Raw genomic sequence first — 22,808 nt, 5'->3', positions numbered from 1 at the left:
CGGGCTCTGATCATGGATAATCTGCCCATTGGCCCGCTGCTTGGTGTCCTGACCCTGCTGATTCTCTGGGCCAGCCTGCTGACCGCCGTCGAGGCCGCGCACCATCAGCTGAAAACGATGCGCGCCGCCAGCCGTCCTGAAAATGCCGCGGCACTGCCTGATCTGGCGTTCAACCTGAACAGCCTGATCCTCGTCAATACGCTGATCAGGGTGCTGATCACAGTCATCACCACCCTGAGCGCCGCAAGTTACTGGTTCTATAACGGCCCGACCGTGGCCTGGCTGGGCACTGTCAGCGTCATGCTGGTGTTTGCCGAATACGTCCCGCGTCGCCTGGCAAGCCGCCATCCTGTCTCGACGCTGATGCTGGGTAACGGGGTTTTGCGTATCCCGATGAAGATCGTCTGGCCATTGGCCTATATCTTCAACCTGATCGCCAAGACCCTGCTGCGGCCTTTCCTGTCGCGTCACGTGCCGCAGCAGGATCAGGACTTCGAAGACGACACGCAGAAGCCCGCCAGAAATTAAATCGTTCAGGAACACAACCCGCGCACCAACGTGCTGTCGGGCATACGCGCGCTGGACAGCATCACCGTCAATGACATCCTGATCCCGCGCAATGAAGTGGATGGCGTCAACCTCGACGACTCCATCGAGCTGATCATCGAGCGCCTGATCATTTCCCGTCACACGCGCCTGCCGGTCTATCACAACGATATCAATCAGGTGCAAGGCATCATCAACACTCGCGATATCAGCCATCTGCTGCCCAAGGCAACCCTGACCAAAGAGCAATTACTGGCGGTTTGCTACGAGCCTTATTTCGTCCCGGAAAGCACTCCGCTGCAATTGCAACTGCTGAACTTTCACAAGCAGCAGCGGCGTTTGGGGGTGGTGGTCGATGAATATGGCGAAGTGCTGGGGATCGTGACCCTGGAAGACATCCTCGAAGAAATCGTCGGCGAGTTCGAACACGAGCAGAAACTGGACAATCCTCACGTCAAACGCCAGGAAGACGGCCGTCTTGAGGTGGAAGGGGCTGCCTCTATCCGCGAACTGAACAAGAGCCTGGGCTGGCACTTGCCCTGCGACGGGCCGAAGACCCTCAATGGCCTGGTCACCGAAGCCCTGGAAACCATCCCGGAAGCTGCGGTCTGTCTGAAGATCGGGCCTTACCGGCTGGAGATTCTGGAGACGGAGGAAAACCGCGTCACCCGTGTAGCCATGTGGCATCACACACTGGTCCAGACCTTCAAATAGATCCGATCCCGTCGTTACCATTGCCTGTCCGCCCATTCGAGTTACTCTTCTCGGCGCAGCACCCACAATCACAATAATGATCGCTCGCCGGGCGCGTATAACGCTGACCGGCGAAATGACTGTCAGGGAATCCGCATGACCAGCACCCCTCTCTCTGCTGTAGATAACGAGGCGCCCGAAAAACCGGTGAACTCGGCCACCCGCGTGGCCACCGCCAGCTTCATCGGCACTGCCATCGAGTTCTACGATTTCTACGTTTACGCCACCGCCGCAGCACTGGTGATCGGCCCGGTGTTTTTCCCGCAGACCTCAGGCACGGCACAGATGCTGTCGTCGTTTCTGACCTTCGGCATCGCCTTTCTCGCCCGCCCGCTGGGGTCGGCGCTGTTCGGCCACTTCGGCGACCGGATCGGACGCAAGTCGACGCTTGTGGCTTCGTTACTGCTGATGGGTGTCTGCACCACGCTGATCGGCGTGTTGCCCGGTTACGCCACGATTGGCGCGTGGGCACCGATTCTGCTGTGTGTCCTGCGTTTCGGTCAGGGCCTTGGTCTGGGCGGCGAATGGGGCGGCGCGGCTTTGCTGGCGACCGAGAATGCGCCCAAGGGCAAGCGTGCCTGGTACGGCATGTTTCCGCAACTGGGCCCCTCTATCGGCTTTCTGGCGGCCAACGGGCTGTTTCTGGCCTTGGCAATGACCCTCGATGACGAACAATTCCGCGCCTGGGGCTGGCGAATCCCGTTTCTGCTCAGCGCGGCGCTGGTCATGGTTGGCCTGTACGTACGCCTGAAACTGGAAGAAACCCCAGTGTTCGCCAAGCCCATGGCGCGCCACGAGCGTGTCAGCCTGCCCATCGTTGAAACCTTCAGCCAGCACTGGAAGCCCATGCTGCTCGGTGCGGCGTCGATGGTGGTCTGCTACGCGCTGTTCTATATCTCGACAGTCTTTTCACTGAGCTATGGCGTGTCCACACTGGGTTACACTCGTGAGACCTTCCTGGGGCTGCTGTGCTTCGCGGTGCTGTTCATGGCCGCCGCCACGCCGTTCGCGGCCTTGGCAAGCGACCGCTTCGGGCGCAAGCCGGTGTTGATTGTCGGCGGCGTGCTGGCGATTCTCTCGGGTTTCACCATGGAACCGTTGCTGACCCATGGCAGCACATGGGCGGTGGCGCTGTTCTTGTGCATCGAGCTGTTTCTGATGGGCATTACTTTCGCACCGATGGGCGCACTGCTGCCAGAACTGTTCCCAACGCAGGTACGCTATACCGGCGCTTCAGCAGCCTACAATCTGGGCGGAATCGTTGGCGCTTCGGTGGCACCCTTCTTCGCCCAGAAACTGGTGGCGATGGGCGGCTTGAGCTGGGTCGGCGGGTATGTATCAGCAGCGGCGCTGATCAGCGTGCTGGCGGTGTTGAGCTTGAAGGAAACGAAAGGCAAGGAGCTATGAACTGAGCTGCAAGCTGCAAGCTGCAAGCTGCAAGCTGCAAGAAGAAGCGTGGCGCTCTTTCTTGAAGCTTGCAGCTTGAGACTTGTTACTCAAGCCTACAGCTTGACGTTGACGGCCTGCGATGCCCTAGTCGCCTTGGCCCGCGCAGCGTCGATGGATTCGTCGCGGGCCAGCGCAACGCCCATGCGGCGCTGGCCGTTGACTTCCGGCTTGCCGAACAGGCGCAGTGCGGTGTCAGGCTCGGCCAATGCAGCGCCGAGGTTGGCAAACGCGGTCTGTTTAGACTGGCCTTCGACCAGAACCACAGCCGATGCAGACGGGCCGAACTGGCGAATCAACGGGATCGGCAAGCCCAGAATCGCACGCGCGTGCAGGGCGAACTGCGACAAATCCTGAGAAATCAGAGTGACCAGACCCGTGTCATGCGGGCGTGGTGAAACTTCGCTGAACCACACCTGATCACCCTTGATGAACAGCTCGACACCAAACATTCCACGACCACCCAGCGCCTCGGTTACCGCCTTGGCGACACGCTCGGACTCGGCCAGGGCCGCCGGACTCATGGCTTGTGGCTGCCAGGATTCCTGATAATCGCCCTTCTCCTGACGATGGCCGACCGGCGCGCAAAAGGTAGTGCCGCCGATATGTCGCACGGTCAGCAGGGTAATTTCGTAATCGAAGTCGATGAAACCCTCGACGATCACACGCCCCTTGCCGGCACGTCCGCCTTCTTGAGCGTAATCCCAGGCTTTCTGGACGTCGTCGTTGCTCTTGAGCAGGCTCTGGCCTTTACCCGAAGAACTCATGACCGGTTTCACCACGCACGGAAAACCGAGGTCTTCGACTGCTTTGCTGTAGGCCTCGAAGGTGTCGGCAAAGTGGTACGGCGAGGTCGGCAGCTTCAGCTCTTCGGCCGCCAGACGGCGGATGCCTTCGCGGTTCATGGTCAACTGCGCGGCGCGCGCGGTCGGGATCACCGTGAAGCCTTCGGCCTCGAGTTCAACCAGCGTCGCGGTGGCGATGGCTTCGATTTCCGGGACGATGAAATGCGGCTTTTCGGCCTCGATCACGGCGCGCAGTGCGGCACCGTCGAGCATGTTGACGACATGGCTACGATGCGCGACCTGCATGGCGGGCGCATTCTCGTAACGGTCAACAGCGATCACTTCAACGCCGAGGCGCTGCAGCTCGATCACGACTTCCTTGCCCAATTCGCCGCTGCCGCAGAACAGTACGCGCGTCGCGGTAGGCGACAGTGGAGTTCCGATTTGAGTCATCTCAGGTCCTCGTGAGGCAGATATCAAGCGCCGCTCGCGTCGTGCGAGCAACCACTGTGGAGAAAGGCGCGCAATTTACCACGAAGACCGGGCAAACGGGGCTCACCCGGGGCAGGCACTGTTGCGGGCACGCCAGGCCATGATCATCCAGACCATGGTGACTCCGGCGAACTTGGAGGCCAGCGCGGTCAGCACGACCGGTGGCGTCAGAGCATCGATCATGCCGAAAAAGATAAAGGTGTCCAGCGGAATGCTCAGCGCCGAGCTGATCCACAACCGGTCGCGCAGCGGGCGCCTGGTGATGCTGAAGACCAGCCAGTCTATGCACTCGGACACCGCGAACGCCGTGGCGCTGGCCAATGCAATGGTGGGGTCGCTGGTGACGTAGGACAGGACCAGCGCCATCAGCATGGCGAGAATCGCGCCATGCCCGAAACGGATCTGCACCATATCGCGCAACACGAACACCAACCCGCCCCACGCCGACCAGATGACGTCCAGATGCGGCGCGCTGGAAAACGCGAAATTGATCAGCACGACGCTGCCGATGTAGGCGATCAGAAAAAGCATGACGGGTTACGCGTTTGGGAAAAGGGTGGCAATGATAGCTCAACGAGTCTCAACTATCGTGCCGGCGCTCTGAAGTGACCCCGTAAAGTGCGCTTCTGCCCGGAGGGCGTGGGAGCTTCAGGAGGTTACGACGGCTGCGATGGGCTGCGAAGCAGGCCTGAAACCTGCTGCCTCGGTTGTGCCTGGTGAACCGAGGTGGCAGGCTTTGCTGCCGGTTCCCGGCAGTTCGCGGACAAGCGAAGTGACGCCCGGTCCGCTCCCACATTAACGCAGTTCGCGGACATCAGCGTGACCCGCCCACCGTCCACATCAGGCCACTGGTCCTTGCGCGCTCGTCGCACAGCACCAGAACGGCACGGCGCTCGTCATTGCTCATCCGGCCCCACCGGGTGATTTCGCTCACGGTGCGCTGGCACCCGGTGCAGACGTCCTGCTCATCCAGCGCGCAAATGCTGACGCATGGCGAACGAACCGGCTTTTCAACAACGGAATCGGTGCTCATCAATCTTCCTGTACGGCCAGCTCGCGGGCATAGCGCTGGGCGTTGTGTACGTAATGGGCAGCGCTGGCTTCGAGCATTTTCTTCTGCACGTCAGTCAGTTCGCGAACCACTTTGCCGGGCGAGCCCATCACCAGCGAGCCGTCGGGAATGACCTTGCCCTCTCCAATCAGCGAATTGGCGCCGATGATGCAGTATTTTCCGACCTTCGCGCCATTGAGAATGACCGCGTTGATACCGATCAGGCTGTAATCATCGACGCTGCAACCGTGCAACATGGCGTTGTGCCCAATGGTTACGCCCCGGCCGATTTCCAGCGGTGAGCCCATGTCGGTATGCATCACCGTGCCGTCCTGCACGTTGCTGTTTTCACCGATATGGATCAATTCGTTATCGCCACGCAGCACGGCGTTGAACCAGACACTGGCACCCGCCTCCAGCCTGACCTTGCCGATCAGCAGCGCATTGGGCGCGACCCAGCTCTGCGGGTCGGTGTGGACGCGGGAGTCCCCCAGGCGGTATTTCATGCAGATTCCTCAGGCTGGTCGTGCTCGTTGATGCGAAAAGTCATGGACGGACCGCTCGGATCGTCGAACGCTCCGGCGGGTGATGCAAGCTGATGCGGGTGTCGTACAGCACGTTGACCAGCTCGACGATCATGATCGCGGTCAACCCCCAGATTTTGTATTCGCCATAACGGTAGCTGGGTACGTACCAGCTGCGCCCTTCGTAATCGATGCGGTGGGTGTGTTCTCGGGTGTCCTGACGAAAGAACTCCAACGGAACGCTGAACACGGCTGCAATCTCGCCATCATTGGGCCGATATTCGACGAAATCCGGAATAACCCCTACATAAGGCGTGACCTTGATGCCGTGTTTGGAAATCAACGGGCTCAGTGGACCGATGATTTCGACCAGCCCCGGCGGCAGGCCGATTTCCTCTTCGGCTTCGCGCAAGGCGGTGAAAATCAGATCAGGATCGCCAGGGTCGCGGCGACCACCAGGGAACGCCACTTCACCGCCATGCGTGGACAACCCGCTGGCACGCAGGGTGAGGATCAGCTCGGGTTGCTCGCTGCGCGTGACAGGCACCAGCACGGCGGCCTCGGGGAATTGTCGATCCGAGTCGAAGGGCTCTGGCGTATGACTGACTACACGGCGAAGTAGCTCATCCAGCATGGGAAATCTCGATCTGTTGCCTGTCTGGCATCATGCACTAAAAGCAACGTCGCGCCCAACCCCTTGCGAGGACAACTCATACCATCCGAAGGGTTGCCGAGCCGCCGCGCGACAGGCCAAGATAGCGCCTGCGTTCACAATTGACTGAAACCATGAAATTTTGCAGCCAGTGCGGCAACCCGGTTATCCAGCGCATTCCCGAAGGCGACAGTCGCCTGCGGTACGCCTGCGAGCATTGCCACACCATTCATTACCAGAACCCGAACATTGTTGCGGGCTGCCTGGTGACACTTGGCGACAAAATTCTGCTGTGTCGGCGGGCCATCGAGCCGCGCCTGGGCTTCTGGACACTGCCGGCCGGTTTCATGGAGAACGGCGAGACCATCGAACAGGCCGCGCGCCGCGAAACCGTTGAAGAGGCCTGCGCGATGCTCAGCGGCCTGCACTTGTATACAATAATCGACGTGCCGCACATCAATCAGGTGCATGTGTTCTACAGGGCAGAAATGGCTTCAGGCGAGTTCGCCGCAGGTGTCGAGAGTCTGGAAGTGCAACTGTTCGACGAAGCCGACATTCCGTGGTCCGACCTGGCATTCATGACGGTCAGGCGTACGCTGGAGTGCTTTTTTGCCGACCGGCGTCGGCAGACCTACCCGGTTCACACCAGCGCCCTGCCCCCGTCAAGGCCGCTGCTGGATACCTGAATTTCAGAGACGCACACAACATCGGCGCTTTTTATAACAAGGGCCGTCAGGAAAATCGTAATGCGCTGGTTGCTCGCCCTCTTCTGCCTGTCATATGTACCGCTGTCGCAGGCTGCGTTCACGCAGACCATCGTGCCCAAAGGCAGCGAACAGAAAATCATCAATAACAGAGTTATCAATACCGAGAGCATTGCCAGCAAGAAGATCGACAAGGTGCTGGTGCTCAAGTCAGCCCGTCAGTTGCAATTGATCAGTGGCGGCGAAGCGCTGAAGACTTATCGCATCTCGCTGGGCAAAAACCCCAAAGGCACCAAACTGCAGGAAGGCGACCAGCGCACACCGGAAGGTTTTTACTGGCTCGACTGGCGCAAGCCCAGTAACAACTACAACCTGTCGATGCACATTTCCTACCCGAACATCACCGACGCGGCGCGTGCGCGCAGCGAAGGCGTCAAACCGGGCAGCATGATCATGATCCATGGCACGCCGGTGGACGAGGAATACCCGGAATGGTATTTCCATACGCTGGACTGGACGAACGGCTGCATCGCGCTGAAGAACAACGACATGCGCGAGGTTTGGGATCTGGTGAAAGACGGGACGATGATCGAGATTCGGCCTTGAGCATGGCAGGGAATTGGCGCGCGGCGGCGCAAGGGCAAGATCGGACGCGGAGCGTCCAGAAAGGCATTCCCACGCTGGAGCGTAGGGAACGATAGTCTTAACTATCGAGCGACGCTCTGAGTCCGCTCTGAGTTGCGGTGTTGCGCAGGGGCAGGCCTCAGAAATCTTCCAGCCGCCACACTTCATAAGCGGGCGTTTCGTAGGGATGGCTCTGTTTGAGAGCCGCCACCACCTGCTGAATCAGATCATCGGCCACGACCAGCTCGACTTTCCATTCCTCTACCCGCTCAACCTCGCCACTCTGCCCGATAAATGGCTGACTGCCATCCAACGGGCGGAACTGGCCGTGGCCGAGCACTTGCCATGCGCACTGATCGTAAGCACCGATTCGCCCTGCCCCAGCGGCGAATACGGCGCTATTGACCTCGTCCACATGGCTCGGCGGAACAAAGAACGCGAGCTTGTACATGTGCCTTAATTAACCCAGGCCCGAGCGTTGCGGAACATGCGCATCCAGGCACCGTCTTCGTTCCAGTCCTCAGGACGCCACGAGTTCTGCACGGCGCGGAATACGCGCTCCGGGTGCGGCATCATGATGGTCACGCGACCGTCGAGGGTGGTCATGCCGCCGATACCGCGCGGCGAGCCGTTCGGGTTGGCCGGGTAGCTTTCAGTGACCTTGCCGTGGTTGTCGACGAAACGCAGCGCCACAGTCCCGGACACGTCCGCCTCAAGCAGCGCATCCTCGTTACGGAACTCTGCATGGCCTTCGCCGTGCGCGATGGCGATCGGCATGCGCGAACCGGCCATGCCTTGCAGGAAGATCGATGCCGACTCCTGAACCTGAACCATCGCCACGCGGGCTTCGAACTGCTCGGAACGGTTACGCACGAAGTGCGGCCAGAACTCGCTGCCCGGAATCAGCTCGTGCAGGTTGGACAACATCTGGCAACCGTTGCACACGCCCAGCGTAAAGCTGTCGGAACGCTCGAAGAAACCCTGGAACGCATCGCGGGCGCGGCTGTTGAACAAGGCCGACTTGGCCCAGCCTTCACCGGCACCCAGCACGTCGCCATAAGAGAAGCCGCCACAGGCAACCATGCCCTTGAAGTCGTTCAGGTCGACACGACCGGCCAGTATGTCGCTCATGTGCACGTCAATTGCGTTGAAACCGGCGCGATCAAAGGCAGCAGCCATCTCGACCTGACCATTGACGCCCTGCTCGCGCAGCACAGCCACCTGAGGACGAACACCGGTCTTGATGTACGGCGCAGCGATATCGTCGTTGACGTCGAAGCCCAGCTTGACGGTCAGACCTGGATTGTCCTCCTCCAGCAAGGCATCGAATTCCTGATCGGCGCACTCGGCGTTATCACGCAAACGCTGGATCTGGTAACTGGTCTCGGCCCACTGACGCTGCAGCAGACGGCGCTGGCCGCTGAACACGGGTTCGCCCAGGAAGCTGATCGAGACTTCGTCGTTGTTGATCGGTTGACCGATGACCGCGACGCAATCTGCCAGACCGGCGGCGCTGAACTGCGACAGCACCAGCGGCGTGGCGTCCTGACGAACCTGGATAACGGCACCCAGCTCTTCGTTGAACAGAATCGCGCTCAGCTCGGAGGCATTATCAGCCAGACCGTCGAGGTGCAGGTTCAGGCCGCAATGACCGGCGAAGGCCATTTCCAGCGCGCTGACCAGCAAACCGCCGTCGGAACGGTCGTGATAGGACAGAATATGCCCGTCGGCGTTGAGGCCCTGAATCACGGCGAAGAAAGCCTTGAGGTCTTCAGCGTCGTCGACATCCGGCGCCACGCGGCCCAGCTTGCCGTGGGTCTGAGCCAGGATGGAGGCACCCATACGGTTCTGACCACGACCCAGATCGATCAGGATCAGGTCCGTGATGCCCTTGTCCATGCGCAGCTCTGGGGTCAGGGTCTGACGAATGTCGAGCACGGGCGCGAAGCCGGTCACGATCAGCGACAGTGGCGAAGTCACGCTTTTTTCGGTGCCTTCATCGCTCCAGCGGGTCTTCATGGACATCGAGTCCTTGCCCACCGGAATCGTGATGCCCAGCTCTGGACACAGTTCCATGCCCACCGCTTTCACGGTGTCATACAAGCGTGCATCTTCGCCGGGATGGCCAGCCGCCGACATCCAGTTGGCCGACAGTTTGATATCGGACAGCTTGCCGATGCGCGAGGCCGCGATGTTGGTCAGGGTCTCGCCGATTGCCATGCGGCCCGACGCCGGAGCATCCAGCAGCGCCAGCGGGGTACGCTCGCCCATCGCCATGGCTTCGCCGGTATTGACGTCGAAGCTGGTCGCGGTCACGGCGCAGTCTGCAACCGGCACCTGCCACGGACCGACCATCTGGTCGCGGGCGACCAGACCAGTAATGCTGCGGTCACCAATGGTGATCAGGAAGCTCTTGCTGGCGACCGCCGGGTGACGCAATACACGCTGTACGCTTTCCTCTATATCCAGGGTGCTCGGATCGAAATCATCACCGATTTCTTCTTCGCGCTCGACCGAACGGTGCATGCGCGGCGCCTTGCCAAGCAGCACTTCCAGCGGCATGTCCACCGGGCTGTTGCCGAAGTGGCTGTCGGTCACGGTCAGTTGCGGTTCGGCAGTGGCTTCGCCGACCACCGCAAACGGACAGCGCTCGCGCTCGCAGATGGCCTTGAAGCGCTCGTAGTCTTCGACGCCTACGGCCAGCACGTAACGCTCCTGGGATTCGTTGCTCCAGATTTCCAGCGGGGCCATGCCCGGCTCGTCATTCGGCACGTTCCGCAGTTCGAAACGACCACCCCGGTTGCCATCGTTGACCAGCTCGGGGAAGGCGTTGGACAAACCACCGGCGCCAACGTCATGGATGAAGCTGATCGGGTTACGGTCGCCCAGCTGCCAGCAGCGGTCGATCACTTCCTGACAGCGACGCTCCATTTCAGGGTTTTCACGCTGAACCGAAGCGAAATCAAGGTCTGCCGAGCTGGTGCCGGTCGCCATCGAAGACGCCGCGCCGCCGCCCAGACCGATCAGCATGGCCGGGCCGCCCAGCACGATCAGCTTGGAACCCACAGTGATCTCGCCCTTCTGGACGTGATCTTCGCGAATGTTGCCCATACCGCCTGCCAGCATGATCGGTTTGTGGTAACCCCGTACCTCATCGCCGTGCCGGGTGGTAATGGACTGCTCGAAGGTGCGGAAGTAACCGGTCAGCGCCGGACGGCCGAACTCGTTGTTGAACGCCGCGCCACCCAGCGGGCCTTCGATCATGATGTCCAACGCGGTCACGATGCGCTCGGGCTTGCCGTACGGCACTTCCCAGGGTTGCACGAAACCGGGAATCTGCAGGTTGGACACGGTGAAACCGGTCAGGCCCGCTTTCGGTTTGGCGCCACGACCGGTTGCACCTTCGTCACGAATCTCGCCACCGGAACCGGTTGCCGCGCCAGGAAACGGCGCAATGGCGGTCGGGTGGTTGTGGGTCTCGACCTTCATCAGAATGTGCACCGGCTCCTGCACCGCACCGTACCGGCGGGTTTCAGGGTCCGGGAAGAAGCGGCCGGCAACGCTGCCGACGATCACCGAAGCATTGTCCTTGTAAGCGGACAGCACGCCTTCGCTGTGCATCTGATAGGTGTTCTTGATCATGCCGAACAGGCTTTTTTCCTGGCTCTGACCGTCGATGTCCCAACTGGCGTTGAAGATCTTGTGACGGCAGTGCTCGGAGTTCGCCTGAGCGAACATCATCAGCTCGATGTCATGCGGGTTGCGCCCCAGGCCATTGAAGCTGGTGATCAGGTAATCGATTTCGTCTTCAGCGAGGGCCAGGCCCAGCTCGACGTTGGCTTTTTCCAGCGCTGCGCGTCCACCGCCCAGAATGTCGACCGCCGTCAGCGGCTTTGGCTGAGCGTGACTGAACAGACCAGCGGCCTGCTCGTGGTCACCCAATACTAGCTGGGTCATCCGGTCATGCAGGCTGTCGGCAATGGCCTGCGCCTCGACGTCGCTGAACTGCCCTTCTACATAGAAGGCAATCCCGCGCTCGATGCGCTGGACTTTGCTCAGGCCGCAGTTGCGAGCGATATCGCTGGCCTTGCTCGACCATGGCGAAATAGTGCCAAACCGCGGCAACACCAGAAACAGCCGGCCGCTCGGCTCTTGAACCGGCACGCTCGGGCCGTATTTCAAGAGGCGGTCGAGAACCTGCTGTTCTTCGCGGGTCAGAACGTCGGTAACGTCCGCGAAGTGGGCGAATTCGGCGTACAAGCCACTGACAGCTGAAACTTTTTGTTTCAGTTGTTCTAGTAATTTGCTGTGGCGGAAGGCAGAAAGGGCAGGAGCACCGCGCAGGATCAACATCTTCGGGACAGCCTCGAGAAGGGGTGTGCTTTGAGGCCGCGTATTCTAGCCTAAAGCGTGACCTGGATCACCCAAAACGGCAGCCTCTCGTGCGCCCGAATGTCGCTCCACGTCAAAAAATGCGACAAATGTCACCAAAAAGCCTTCGCTTATCAGACGCAAGCGTCACTGTCGAGATATGGCGCCCGGTGCGCTTTGCGTATACTGCACCGATGTTCTTCAGACTAGACTTCCGCCCACGTTGCGCCAAGTGGCTCATCGCAACCGGACTCTTCCTGATGCTCGGTGCCTGTGTTGAGAAACCCAACACATTGGAGCGAGTCAAGGAGGACGGCGTTCTGCGCGTGATCACCCGTAACAGCCCGGCGACGTATTTTCAGGATCGCAACGGTGAAACCGGCTTCGAATACGAACTGGTCAAGCGTTTTGCCGACGATCTGGGCGTCGAACTGAAGATCGAAACCGCCGACAACCTGGATGACCTTTTCGATCAGATGAACAAGCCGGGAGGCCCGGTACTCGGCGCCGCAGGCCTGATCGACACGCCAAACCGCAGGCAACAGGCGCGTTTTTCGCATTCTTATCTGCAAGTTACGCCGCAGGTCGTGTACCGCAATGGCCAGTCGCGCCCTACCGACCCGGGCGATCTGGTGGGCAAACGCATCGTGGTGCTCAAGGGCAGTAGCCATGCCGAACAGCTCGCAGCGCTCAAACTACAGAACCCGCGTACCGAGTACGAAGAGTCTGACGCGGTCGAGGTCGTCGATCTCCTGCGCATGGTCGATGAAGGCCAGATCGATCTGACCCTGGTCGACTCCAACGAACTGGCGATGAATCAGGTGTATTTCCCCAACGTGCGCGTGGCCTTCGACCTGGGCGAAGCGCGTGAGCAGCGCTGGGCGGTCGCACCGGGCGAAGACAACAGCCTGCTAAACGAAATCAATGCCTATCTCGACAAGGTCGAGAAAAACGGCACGCTGCAACGGTTGAAAGACCGCTACTACGGCCATGTCGACGTGCTCGGCTACGTCGGCGCCTACACCTTCGCCCAGCATTTGCAGGAGCGCCTGCCTAAATACGAGAAGCATTTCCAGACATCGGCCAAGACCGAAAAAGTCGACTGGAGACTACTGGCCGCTATCGGTTATCAGGAATCGATGTGGCAACCGGCCGTGACGTCGAAAACCGGTGTGCGCGGCTTGATGATGCTGACCCAAAACACCGCTCAGGCAATGGGCGTCACTAACCGCCTGGATGCCCGACAGAGCATTCAGGGTGGGGCCAAGTATTTTGCCTACGTGAAGGATCAGCTAGACGACAAGATTCAAGAGCCGGATCGTACATGGCTCGCTCTCGCATCCTACAACATTGGTGGCGGTCATCTTGAAGATGCGCGCAAACTGGCTGAAAACGAGGGTCTGAACCCCAATAAATGGCTCGACGTGAAAAAAATGCTGCCGCGTCTGGCGCAGAAGAAGTGGTACAGCAAAACACGCTATGGCTATGCCCGAGGCGGCGAACCGGTGCATTTCGTCGCCAACATCCGCCGCTACTACGACATTCTGACCTGGGTTACACAGCCGCAGCTTGAAGGCAGCCAGGTCGCCGATGGCACTCTGCACGTGCCGGGCGTCGACAAAACCCAGCCCACCCCCGCGCCGACTCCCGAACCTGCCAGCAGCCCGGAAAAACCAGCGCTCTAGTCGTCGGCTTTGGCTTTGTTTGCGTCTTTGGCCGCCCGGCGCATTCTGAAAAACTCACTCAGCATCGCCCCGCACTCCTCGCCCAATACGCCGCCTTCAAACAACACTCGATGGTTGAGAAAGCCCTGGCTGAAAAACTGCCCCTGGCTTTCAACGATCCCGGCCTTGGGCTCCAGTGCGCCGTACACCACGCGAGCAACACGCGAATGCACGATCAAACCGGCGCACATGCTGCAAGGTTCCAGCGTCACATACAACGTACTGCCCGGCAGGCGGTAGTTGTCCAGCGCCTTGGCGGCATCACGAATCGCCATCATCTCGGCATGCGCGCTGGGGTCGCTGCCGCTGATCGGGCAATTGTAGCCACGACCGATGATCTCGCCGTGCTGCACCAGCACCGCGCCGACCGGAACCTCACCCAGCAACGCGCCTTGGGCCGCGAGCGCCAGCGCTTCACGCATGAAGTGTTGATCCTTGCTGCGGTCGATGATCTGCGGCTGCCTCATCACGACACCTCGATGGCCGCCATGAGGCCGGTTTCCATGTGATCGATGACATGGCAGTGAAACATCCATACACCCGGATTATCCGCAACCAGCGCCACACGAGCGCGCTCATTGCGCCCCAGCAAAAAGGTGTCGGTAAAGTACGGGATGATCTTGCGCCGATTAGAGCCGATCACCTTGAAACTCATGCCGTGCAAATGGATCGGGTGCTGATACTGCGTCATGTTCTTCAATTCGAAGATATAGCTCTTGCCCAGCGTCAGCTTGGCGATCGGGCGATCTGCACACGTCTTATCGGTAATGTCCCAGGCCACACCGTTGATCTGCCACAGACTCGGCGGCTTGCCGTTGTCGATATTGGCCGACACCGAGCCAACCCACTCGACGTTGAAATTGATCTTCTCGGCGTTCTCCAGGTCCGGCTCGGCGACCGGGTTGGCAGGTAACTCGGGCGGCCACTGCCCCGGCGCATCATTATTGGCGACCGAACGGAAGGTCCCCAGACGTACCGGGCCGTTACGCAACGAAATTTCCTCACCCGCAGGCGGCGCCTTGATCGCCAGACAAATACGCATGCCCGGCCCCAGCCAGTACTCATCACCGAACGGCCGCGGCTTGACCGGATTGCCGTCAAGCGCATAAATCTGCGCCTCGGCGTCCGGCAGATTGAGCCGATACGTCACAGTGTTGTCGAGATTGAGCAAGCGCACCCGGGTAATCTGCCCGGCCGGCAACTCAATCACAGCCTGCGCAATACCGTTCAACGTCGACAGCCGCCCCGCCGTGCCCTCCCGCGCCGCCTCGCGCAGCACGCTGAACTCGGTAAAAGCGCCCTCTTCGTCCACATGCCAGCTTTTCAGGCTGACCGTGCGCTCATGAGCAAAACCGGTCGGCTCGCGCTCTTCGACAATCAGCGGCCCAACCAGCCCGCGCCCCAATTCCTCGCTGCTGCTGACGTGCGGGTGATACCAATAGCTACCGGCGTCCGGCACGCGGAATTTGTAGTCGAAATACTCGCCCGGCTTGACCGGCAACTGCGACACGTACGGCACGCCGTCCATCTCAAGCGGCAAGCGGATGCCATGCCAGTGAATGGTCGTCTCTACCGGCAACTGATTGATAAAGCGCAACCGCAGCCACTCACCTTGCCGCACCCGCAATTCAGTGCCCGGCGCAGAACCGCCGAAGGCCCAGGCAGGGGTCTGGTGGCCAGGCACCAGCTCAATGTCGAGCGGCGCAGCGATCAACACGAAGTCCGACCCCGCCTCCGACTCGCGCCGCCCCATCCAGTAACGCGAAGCGCCGCCCGCGCCAAGGCCGACAACGGCAAGACCGGCGATGCCTGTGAGGATTTGACGACGGGTGAAGGACATGAACGGCGGGACCTCTGATGCGAAAAACAGGAGGCATCTGCTGGCAGATGCGAAGGCGAATACGATACACGTGCGTTTGGGGAAAGATAAGAGTGGAATCGAAGGACCGACGCTTCGTCAACGGCTATCGAGCACCTGCCAGCGCACCGCCGATGCGGTTCACACCCGCGCGGCAGGAATCAACCCGGATTCCCTGTAAGTCAGTATCAAATCGTCAAACTGCGCAATGTCCAGTCGAGTTCGCGCAATCAATTGAGCACCCGCGATGGCGGTGTAAATCGCACGGGCACGTCGCTCGCAATTTTCCAGGCTGCCCAGCCCTACGTCTTCCAGCACTTGCGTCAGCCACTTCACATTAATGTCGGCGAACGCCCTAACCTCTCGCTTGACCTCTTCTGGCAGGTCTTCATATTCCGCAGCCATGAAACTGGAAAGACAAAGCCTGTAGCCGTCTTCGAGCGATACTCGAAAGATGGATGGGTAAATTTCCAGGCGACGAACAGGATCAGCGTTCGAGTCACTTATTTCCAGTAATACTCTGGAGGTGTCTTGCCAGTATCGCTCCGCAACCGCAGCACCCAAGTCGGCCTTGCTCGGGAAGTGATAATAGATACTCGCGTTTTTTACCCCGACCTCTTCCCCGATGGTTCGAAAGTTGATGCCGCTGTAGCCGTGCCTTTGCGCTGCCACTTTTGCTGCTTGCAAAATGGCCTCTCGAGCGTTCCCCATCACATTGCCTCTGACTGCTGCCTGCGAAATCAACGAAGAAGATTCTACCCGCAACCGCAACAACCTGCCAACTGGTAGACAGGTCTTGACATCCGCATCATCCGGGTAGAATCTTTAACTACCTACCAACTGACAGGCAGACAAATTCCATGACCCCTTCAAATCAGCAGATCCATACGGCCAACGCCCCCACGATGAAAATCTACGACTGGTTCAATGGCCCCTACCCCGCACGGGTGAGAATCGCGTTAGCAGAAAAGGGTCTGTTATCGCGAATCGAATTTGTATCGGTGAACCTCTGGACAGGCGAGCACAAGAAACCTGAGTTTCTGGCCATTAATTACTCCGGGACGCTACCCGTTCTAGAGCTGGATGACGGCACGCTCATTGCCGAGTGCACCGCAATTACTCAGTACCTTGATGCTCTGGATGACAACCCGGTACTTACGGGGAGAACGCCCCTGGAGAAGGGTCTTATCCACATGATGACCAAGCGAGCCGAAATCGAAGTGCTCGATGCGGTCAGTGTGTACTTCCACCATGCCACGCCCGGGCTAGGGCCGCAGGTAGAGCTGTATCAGAACCCCGAATGGGGCAGCCGCATGCGCGACAAAGCCGTTCGGGGAATGCACTACTTTAACGGCGTTCTGAAGAGCAGCCCTTTCGTTGTGGGGGATGCTTTCTCCATGGCTGATATCGCGCTTTTCGGCGGCATGATATTCGCCTCGCTGGTGGAACTCCCTGTGCCCGATGAATGTGAAGCCCTTCGGGAATGGCATAAGAGGATGCAGGAAAGGCCGAGCGTGCAGAAATGGCGGGCGATGGTGGAGCTGGGTGCGCCTCAACATTGAACGGACAGCTATCCGGGCCATAAAAGTCCGAACTCGTGTTTCGGGTAGCAGTTGCCATCTGGCATCAGTCATCGCGCTGATGCCAGCCAACCCGGCGAACTCCAGTCAGGTCTGCAGACAATGCCATGTTGCAACTCATCTGACTAAGCATGACAAAGGCGCTCTTCCCCTGATCGCCATCACAACATTCCATAACTTTTACAACAATTTGCCGTAATCAGTCTCGCACGAGCTTCAGCAGTCCGCCGTCATACCATGAAAGAGCTAACGACCCATTCTTTGCTAGAAAAAATGCCGGCGTTTCCTTATCAAAAGGTCCCCATCTTCCAGATTTGCATTCAACGCCATAGCGTTCGGCCCTTTCCATGCCAAGCTTACGGAGCTGTGGCTCCAGTTCAGCTTCACTCATCGCCGGAAGCTTGTGAAAGACAGGCCCCTTGCACACATCTTCCGTCGAGTCTGCTGACGTTTTCCATGCAAGCTGATCGTGATTGAAACTGAGACGTCGACCCATAAATGTAACGACCTGCAATCGAAATGGCCTCGACCTGCAATCATCGAGTTTTTCGACCGGGATTGATTGCGTCTATTCGAGCCAGCAAACCGGTATTATTTGCGAATGAACCTGCATTCATCTGATTAGACCTGCAATCGACCGTCATGAACCGGAATTATTTGCGAGTGACCACCCGCCGTTTCTGTCTCATTTAAGTACACCCTTGTGAGACGTATGACCGAGACGCTTTTTGCGTCTCAATAGGGCGGTTTTTAATTTTTGATACAGTACGTTCACAAATTCTAGAGTCTAAAGAGACAAACTTGACGATGGCACCTTACGGAGGTAAGAGGTTGGAGCTTCCAACAGCAGCGCTACCGGGCTACCGGACTGAATCGTGTGATCGCAGTACAGGGTGCGGAGCAATGAAACAGAAAGTGCACTAAGCCGAGTGCATCCGCGTAAACCCCGCTAAAATCATCGGTTTTCAGTCGCATTTAATCCTGGTCGGCCGCTCTCGATTGCAGGTCGAAGTGGGTGGATGCAGGTTCGTTTGCAGTCAATGCTGGTTCGCGGTGCCGGATAGACGCAATTAATCCCGGTCGAAAAACGCGATGATTGCAGGTCCGGGCCATTTCGATTGCAGGTCGTTACAAGTAGTGAGTTGCCAATAGCAACCCCGCCCGAGCGCGGGGTTTGTTTTTCGAACATAACCCTCTTATCTTACGCTCAATTCTGAACGGATCGCTCACCACCTCCAACATGAATGCGGACGAAGGGCATCAACGGTGCGGAGGGCTTTGCCATCATTAATACGCACGGACCTGTCTCAGCAATGCAACCGGCAGAAATCGACCCATTACCGCCAATCGCAGACTCTGGTGAACAAGTAAATTTTTTCCATCCGGCACAGCTTTCCAGCTCGTATAGGATGGAAAACTGCGGAACGTTTTCCACCAGTGGTCACTCAGGCTACCTCGCCTAATCTGCAATAAGCTCCTCAAGAAAGCGCAAACGACCTGAGTAGTAACGACGGCCACGATTCTCGTTCCAGCCTGAATACAGCATATGCACCTCATCACGAGCTCGTGTAAACCCAACATAGAAAAGTCGACGGCTTTCACGAAGATCATTACCTTGAACATTCGTCCAGTGAAAGGAACCTTCGTCTAGGCCAAGCATGATTACCACGTCGTATTCACACCCCTTTGCGGAATGGAGTGTCAACAAATTCAGCTGGTCGGGAGATCCGTCACGCCCGCCGAGGCGTGCCATGTCTAGCTCTTGCAGGGTGCCGCCCTCCTGTAGCGCTTGGGTCATAGCTTCCAACTGAGCAGCCTGGTCAAGCAAACTGGCATCAGTCGCAATTAAGTTATCAAGAAGCTCTTCACGTATGGTTCTCACAAAGTAGATAGCAGATTGGTTTCGTCTATGAGCCCACAGGAATTGAGTTAGCTTCTTCCGTTCGACTCGAGCGTTGTTGTCTGACAAGCGCAGGCGATGAAATGCCAACCACCGATCTATCAACCCTTGTAATAGGGGCGTCGTCTCACGCCACCCTCCTGCACACCACGCTGAACAATCCTCAATCCAGCTCGTAATAGCGCATTTTCGGTAAGGTGCTGAAGTGTCGATTCGGATAAAACTCAATCCTGCTTCGGCAGCGGCACTTGCGACTACATCCCCAATGCTCGCATTCCTGTAGAGAATAGCTATGTCACCAACTTGTCGCCCCGGCTTGCCCGCCAAGGCAACAGGAATAATTTCCTCGATCGCACGCCTTGCCTGTTGTGTCAGCCCATCAGGGCACTCGACTATATCAATATGCGCTTGCCTATCCGGATCGAAAGACCGATAGCCTCTCAACTCGCCCAAGGCTCGTTCAGATACCCGTACAATGGTTTCAGCGCAACGGTAGTTAACTTCCAATTTCACACATTCGACATCCGGTCGCTCAGCCAGCTCATGTAGCAGGCTAGAGTCAGCACCATTGAAGCCATACACTGACTGGTCAGCATCCCCCACTGCAAACAAACGAACTCCTCCGTCAAACACGAGTCGCTTTACGATGCGGTGCAGGCCTATACCCAGATCCTGATACTCATCAACAGCTAGCATTGGGAACCGCGCGCTTACGAGCGGCAAGACCCAGTCATGCTCAGCTACTAGCCGTTCCCCGTAGATGACTAGATCCTCAAAGTCGACGAAACCTTCATGGTGCAACGCCTCTTCGTAGGCCTCGGCCAAGGCAGCAAGCTCAGCAAACTCTCGCCAGGCTGGTGCTGTCCGATCAAAATGTACGCGTCGGTATTTATCCATGTCCATTTTTTTGTAGGTGCTGGTTTCACCGAATAGACGGTTCCTGACCCTCGCGAACACCTGTTGACAATGATCGGTTGTCGAAATAGTAATTGGATCGGGAAGACCTAAGGAGGCGCTGCAAAAATAGCCAACTGTCCCCACCCTTGGCACACTAAGTTCCTTCAACAGCCTCCCTCTCCGTGAGCGTTACGCGCGTGCAGAAGACCTTCTCCGAACTCGAATATACCGGCAAGAAAAAGCAGACTCGCCGAGATCGCTTCCTGGCTGACCTTGAACAGTTGGTGCCTTGGGCCCTGCTGGAGGCGCAAGTGGCGCCGTTTTATAGCAACACCGCAGGCAAGCGCGGACGCCCTGCGATAGGGGTGTCGCGCATGTTGCGCATGTACGTCGTGCAGCAGTGTTTCGGTTTCTCCGATGAAGGTTGCGAAGATGCCGTCTACGACAGCCAGGCCATCCGCGGTTTTATGGGTATCGACCTGGGTCGCGAGTCTGCACCGGATGCCACCACCTTGCTGCGTTTTCGCCGCTTGCTGGAAGTCCATCAGCTAACCCGGCTGCTGTTTGAAACGATTAACCAGCATCTGGCCAGCCGGGGGCTGCTGCTCAAGGAAGGCACTATCGTCGACGCTACTCTGATCGCCGCGCCGCCCTCGGTCAAGAACCGAGAAGGCAAGCGTGATCCTGAGATGCATCAGGCCAGGAAAGGCAATCAATGGCACTTTGGGATGAAGGCCCACATTGGTGTAGACGCCACGTCGGGGCTGGTGCACAGCGTAGTAGGGACGGCCGCTAACGTGGCGGATGTCACCCAGGTTGGCCAGTTGCTTCACGGTGACGAAACCTATGTTTCGGGTGACGCTGGATACACCGGTGCGGCCAAGCGACCGGAGCATGCTGAACGGGACGTTATCTGGTCGATTGCAGAACGGCCAAGCAGTTACAAGCAGCACGGCGAAGGCAGCGTGCTGTATCGGGTCAAGCGCAAAATTGAATATGCCAAGGCGCAACTGCGTGCCAAGGTCGAGCACCCCTTCCAGGTAATCAAGGTGCGCTTCAATCATCGCAAGGTTCGCTACCGTGGGCTGGAAAAGAATACAGCGCAGTTGTTCAGTTTGTTTGGGTTGGCCAATCTGATGCTGGCCAAGCGGTATTTACAACAGACGGCAGGATAAATCCGTCTGAAAGGCGGGACTGGCCCGCCTTTCAGCAAAATGAGGGCAGAAATCTGCTCGAGAAACGTAAAATAAGGCCGGCAGGTTGAAAAAAACCGGCTTGGAAATGGGGACGGTGCGAACGGGTTAATTGTTCAGCGTCTCCCTAGGTACATAAACGCTCCATAAATCAGTGTACCAAGTCCGTGCGTATTACTAATGGCGAAGCCTCCGGGCAATTGGATGGCGGTCTGTTTTTCGCAGCCCCATATGAGGTTGGGTCATTGCTTCCCTCCCGACCTTCTTTACGCATTGCTACTGTTCTGTCGCTTGCATCGAATCTGACCGGCAAGCTGGATGGAGTCGAGCGATAGGAACCGGCCAGAAGCGGACAGTCTGCCCTACAAAAAATCCTCTTTTTACCTGTTCGCGCTAACCTTTGGACTCAGCCACTCAAGCAGAAACGCGGCCCGAGTTACGCTTGTTACCGCTTTCCTCTAGGACCCCTACGACCATAGCCAATCGCTTTGCGGCCTAAACGTGGACGAATGGGGGGGGGGGGCAGATCCTTGCAACCATTGTCGAAGATTATGGTATGGGTATAGCTTTAGGGAGACGCTGAACAATTAACCCGTTCGCACCGTCCCCATTTCCAAGCCGGTTTTTTTCAACCTGCCGGCCTTATTTTACGTTTCTCGAGCAGATTTCTGCCCTCATTTTGCTGAAAGGCGGGCCAGTCCCGCCTTTCAGACGGATTTATCCTGCCGTCTGTTGTAAATACCGCTTGGCCAGCATCAGATTGGCCAACCCAAACAAACTGAACAACTGCGCTGTATTCTTTTCCAGCCCACGGTAGCGAACCTTGCGATGATTGAAGCGCACCTTGATTACCTGGAAGGGGTGCTCGACCTTGGCACGCAGTTGCGCCTTGGCATATTCAATTTTGCGCTTGACCCGATACAGCACGCTGCCTTCGCCGTGCTGCTTGTAACTGCTTGGCCGTTCTGCAATCGACCAGATAACGTCCCGTTCAGCATGCTCCGGTCGCTTGGCCGCACCGGTGTATCCAGCGTCACCCGAAACATAGGTTTCGTCACCGTGAAGCAACTGGCCAACCTGGGTGACATCCGCCACGTTAGCGGCCGTCCCTACTACGCTGTGCACCAGCCCCGACGTGGCGTCTACACCAATGTGGGCCTTCATCCCAAAGTGCCATTGATTGCCTTTCCTGGCCTGATGCATCTCAGGATCACGCTTGCCTTCTCGGTTCTTGACCGAGGGCGGCGCGGCGATCAGAGTAGCGTCGACGATAGTGCCTTCCTTGAGCAGCAGCCCCCGGCTGGCCAGATGCTGGTTAATCGTTTCAAACAGCAGCCGGGTTAGCTGATGGACTTCCAGCAAGCGGCGAAAACGCAGCAAGGTGGTGGCATCCGGTGCAGACTCGCGACCCAGGTCGATACCCATAAAACCGCGGATGGCCTGGCTGTCGTAGACGGCATCTTCGCAACCTTCATCGGAGAAACCGAAACACTGCTGCACGACGTACATGCGCAACATGCGCGACACCCCTATCGCAGGGCGTCCGCGCTTGCCTGCGGTGTTGCTATAAAACGGCGCCACTTGCGCCTCCAGCAGGGCCCAAGGCACCAACTGTTCAAGGTCAGCCAGGAAGCGATCTCGGCGAGTCTGCTTTTTCTTGCCGGTATATTCGAGTTCGGAGAAGGTCTTCTGCACGCGCGTAACGCTC

The 22,808-nt window shown here is 58.3% G+C and carries 17 protein-coding genes and 2 pseudogenes; 7 read left to right on the top strand and 12 right to left on the bottom strand.

Going from position 1 to position 22,808, the window contains the following annotated elements; all coding sequences use genetic code 11:
• Window positions 1-12 precede the first annotated feature (12 nt).
• Window positions 13-1,260, top strand: a pseudogene (locus BLT55_RS02155) (transporter associated domain-containing protein).
• A gap of 135 nt (window positions 1,261-1,395) precedes the next feature.
• Window positions 1,396-2,706, top strand: coding sequence for an MFS transporter (locus BLT55_RS02150; protein WP_055001990.1), 1,311 nt, complete (start codon window positions 1,396-1,398; stop codon window positions 2,704-2,706).
• A 95-nt stretch (window positions 2,707-2,801) separates the two neighbouring features.
• On the opposite strand, the gene purT is transcribed toward BLT55_RS02150, so the two are convergent.
• From purT to BLT55_RS02120, 5 genes are all read right to left on the bottom strand, one after another.
• A complete protein-coding gene (purT, locus tag BLT55_RS02145) occupies window positions 2,802-3,983 on the bottom strand; it encodes a formate-dependent phosphoribosylglycinamide formyltransferase (RefSeq protein ID WP_055001989.1) in 1,182 nt (393 codons plus the stop codon).
• A 102-nt stretch (window positions 3,984-4,085) separates the two neighbouring features.
• Window positions 4,086-4,553 (bottom strand): VUT family protein, encoded by a 468-nt coding sequence (locus BLT55_RS02140; protein WP_054080051.1) that lies wholly within the window; start codon window positions 4,551-4,553, stop codon window positions 4,086-4,088.
• A gap of 283 nt (window positions 4,554-4,836) precedes the next feature.
• Window positions 4,837-5,055, bottom strand: coding sequence for a DUF1289 domain-containing protein (locus BLT55_RS02130; protein WP_055000971.1), 219 nt, complete (start codon window positions 5,053-5,055; stop codon window positions 4,837-4,839).
• A complete protein-coding gene (locus BLT55_RS02125; protein WP_055000972.1) occupies window positions 5,055-5,579 on the bottom strand; it encodes a gamma carbonic anhydrase family protein in 525 nt (174 codons plus the stop codon). The genes BLT55_RS02130 and BLT55_RS02125 overlap by 1 nt, the downstream gene beginning before the upstream one ends.
• A 40-nt stretch (window positions 5,580-5,619) precedes the next feature.
• Window positions 5,620-6,231 (bottom strand): CoA pyrophosphatase, encoded by a 612-nt coding sequence (locus BLT55_RS02120; protein WP_007250083.1) that lies wholly within the window; start codon window positions 6,229-6,231, stop codon window positions 5,620-5,622.
• 152 nt (window positions 6,232-6,383) lie between these two features.
• Between BLT55_RS02120 and BLT55_RS02115 the strand changes: the two genes are divergently transcribed.
• A complete protein-coding gene (locus BLT55_RS02115) occupies window positions 6,384-6,935 on the top strand; it encodes an NUDIX hydrolase (protein WP_055000973.1) in 552 nt (183 codons plus the stop codon).
• Window positions 6,936-7,136: 201 nt separating this feature from the next.
• Window positions 7,137-7,559 (top strand): annotated as a pseudogene (locus tag BLT55_RS02110) (L,D-transpeptidase family protein); the annotation flags it as partial.
• 157 nt (window positions 7,560-7,716) lie between these two features.
• Here BLT55_RS02110 and cutA read toward each other — a convergent pair.
• Entirely contained in the window at window positions 7,717-8,028 is a 312-nt protein-coding gene (cutA, locus tag BLT55_RS02105) for a divalent cation tolerance protein CutA (RefSeq protein WP_055000975.1), read from the bottom strand.
• A gap of 5 nt (window positions 8,029-8,033) precedes the next feature.
• Window positions 8,034-11,930, bottom strand: a complete 3,897-nt coding sequence (gene purL / locus BLT55_RS02100) for a phosphoribosylformylglycinamidine synthase (protein WP_007250079.1) — start codon at window positions 11,928-11,930, stop codon at window positions 8,034-8,036.
• Window positions 11,931-12,142: 212 nt separating this feature from the next.
• Here purL and mltF point away from each other — a divergent pair, with 212 nt between their 5' ends.
• Complete coding sequence (gene mltF / locus BLT55_RS02095; protein ID WP_074799908.1) at window positions 12,143-13,633, top strand: membrane-bound lytic murein transglycosylase MltF; 1,491 nt, start codon at window positions 12,143-12,145, stop codon at window positions 13,631-13,633.
• On the opposite strand, the gene tadA is transcribed toward mltF, so the two are convergent.
• From tadA to BLT55_RS02080, 3 genes are all read right to left on the bottom strand, one after another.
• Window positions 13,630-14,139, bottom strand: coding sequence for a tRNA adenosine(34) deaminase TadA (gene tadA / locus BLT55_RS02090; protein WP_055000977.1), 510 nt, complete (start codon window positions 14,137-14,139; stop codon window positions 13,630-13,632). The two genes, mltF and tadA, sit on opposite strands and share 4 nt — an antisense overlap.
• Entirely contained in the window at window positions 14,139-15,512 is a 1,374-nt protein-coding gene (locus BLT55_RS02085; protein WP_055000978.1) for a multicopper oxidase family protein, read from the bottom strand. The genes tadA and BLT55_RS02085 overlap by 1 nt, the downstream gene beginning before the upstream one ends.
• 159 nt (window positions 15,513-15,671) lie before the next feature.
• Entirely contained in the window at window positions 15,672-16,244 is a 573-nt protein-coding gene (locus BLT55_RS02080) for a TetR/AcrR family transcriptional regulator (RefSeq protein WP_104442786.1), read from the bottom strand.
• 146 nt (window positions 16,245-16,390) lie between these two features.
• Between BLT55_RS02080 and BLT55_RS02075 the strand changes: the two genes are divergently transcribed.
• Window positions 16,391-17,092, top strand: a complete 702-nt coding sequence (locus BLT55_RS02075) for a glutathione S-transferase (protein ID WP_055000980.1) — start codon at window positions 16,391-16,393, stop codon at window positions 17,090-17,092.
• Between the two features lie 1,477 nt (window positions 17,093-18,569).
• Here the strand turns inward: BLT55_RS02075 and BLT55_RS02060 are convergent.
• Window positions 18,570-20,075 (bottom strand): 3'-5' exonuclease, encoded by a 1,506-nt coding sequence (locus BLT55_RS02060; RefSeq protein WP_223862786.1) that lies wholly within the window; start codon window positions 20,073-20,075, stop codon window positions 18,570-18,572.
• A 29-nt stretch (window positions 20,076-20,104) separates the two neighbouring features.
• Between BLT55_RS02060 and BLT55_RS02055 the strand changes: the two genes are divergently transcribed.
• Window positions 20,105-21,082 carry an IS5 family transposase gene (locus BLT55_RS02055; protein ID WP_007247761.1) on the top strand — a complete coding sequence of 326 codons (978 nt, stop codon included), beginning with the start codon at window positions 20,105-20,107 and terminating at the stop codon, window positions 21,080-21,082.
• A gap of 735 nt (window positions 21,083-21,817) precedes the next feature.
• On the opposite strand, the gene BLT55_RS02050 is transcribed toward BLT55_RS02055, so the two are convergent.
• A complete protein-coding gene (locus BLT55_RS02050; RefSeq protein WP_007247761.1) occupies window positions 21,818-22,795 on the bottom strand; it encodes an IS5 family transposase in 978 nt (325 codons plus the stop codon).
• Window positions 22,796-22,808: the final 13 nt, after the last annotated feature.

It is taken from the genome of Pseudomonas cannabina, from assembly GCF_900100365.1.
GTDB lineage: Bacteria > Pseudomonadota > Gammaproteobacteria > Pseudomonadales > Pseudomonadaceae > Aquipseudomonas > Aquipseudomonas cannabina.
Note: the sequence above shows the minus strand (reverse complement) of the source record. Positions and strands in the feature narration are given on the sequence as shown.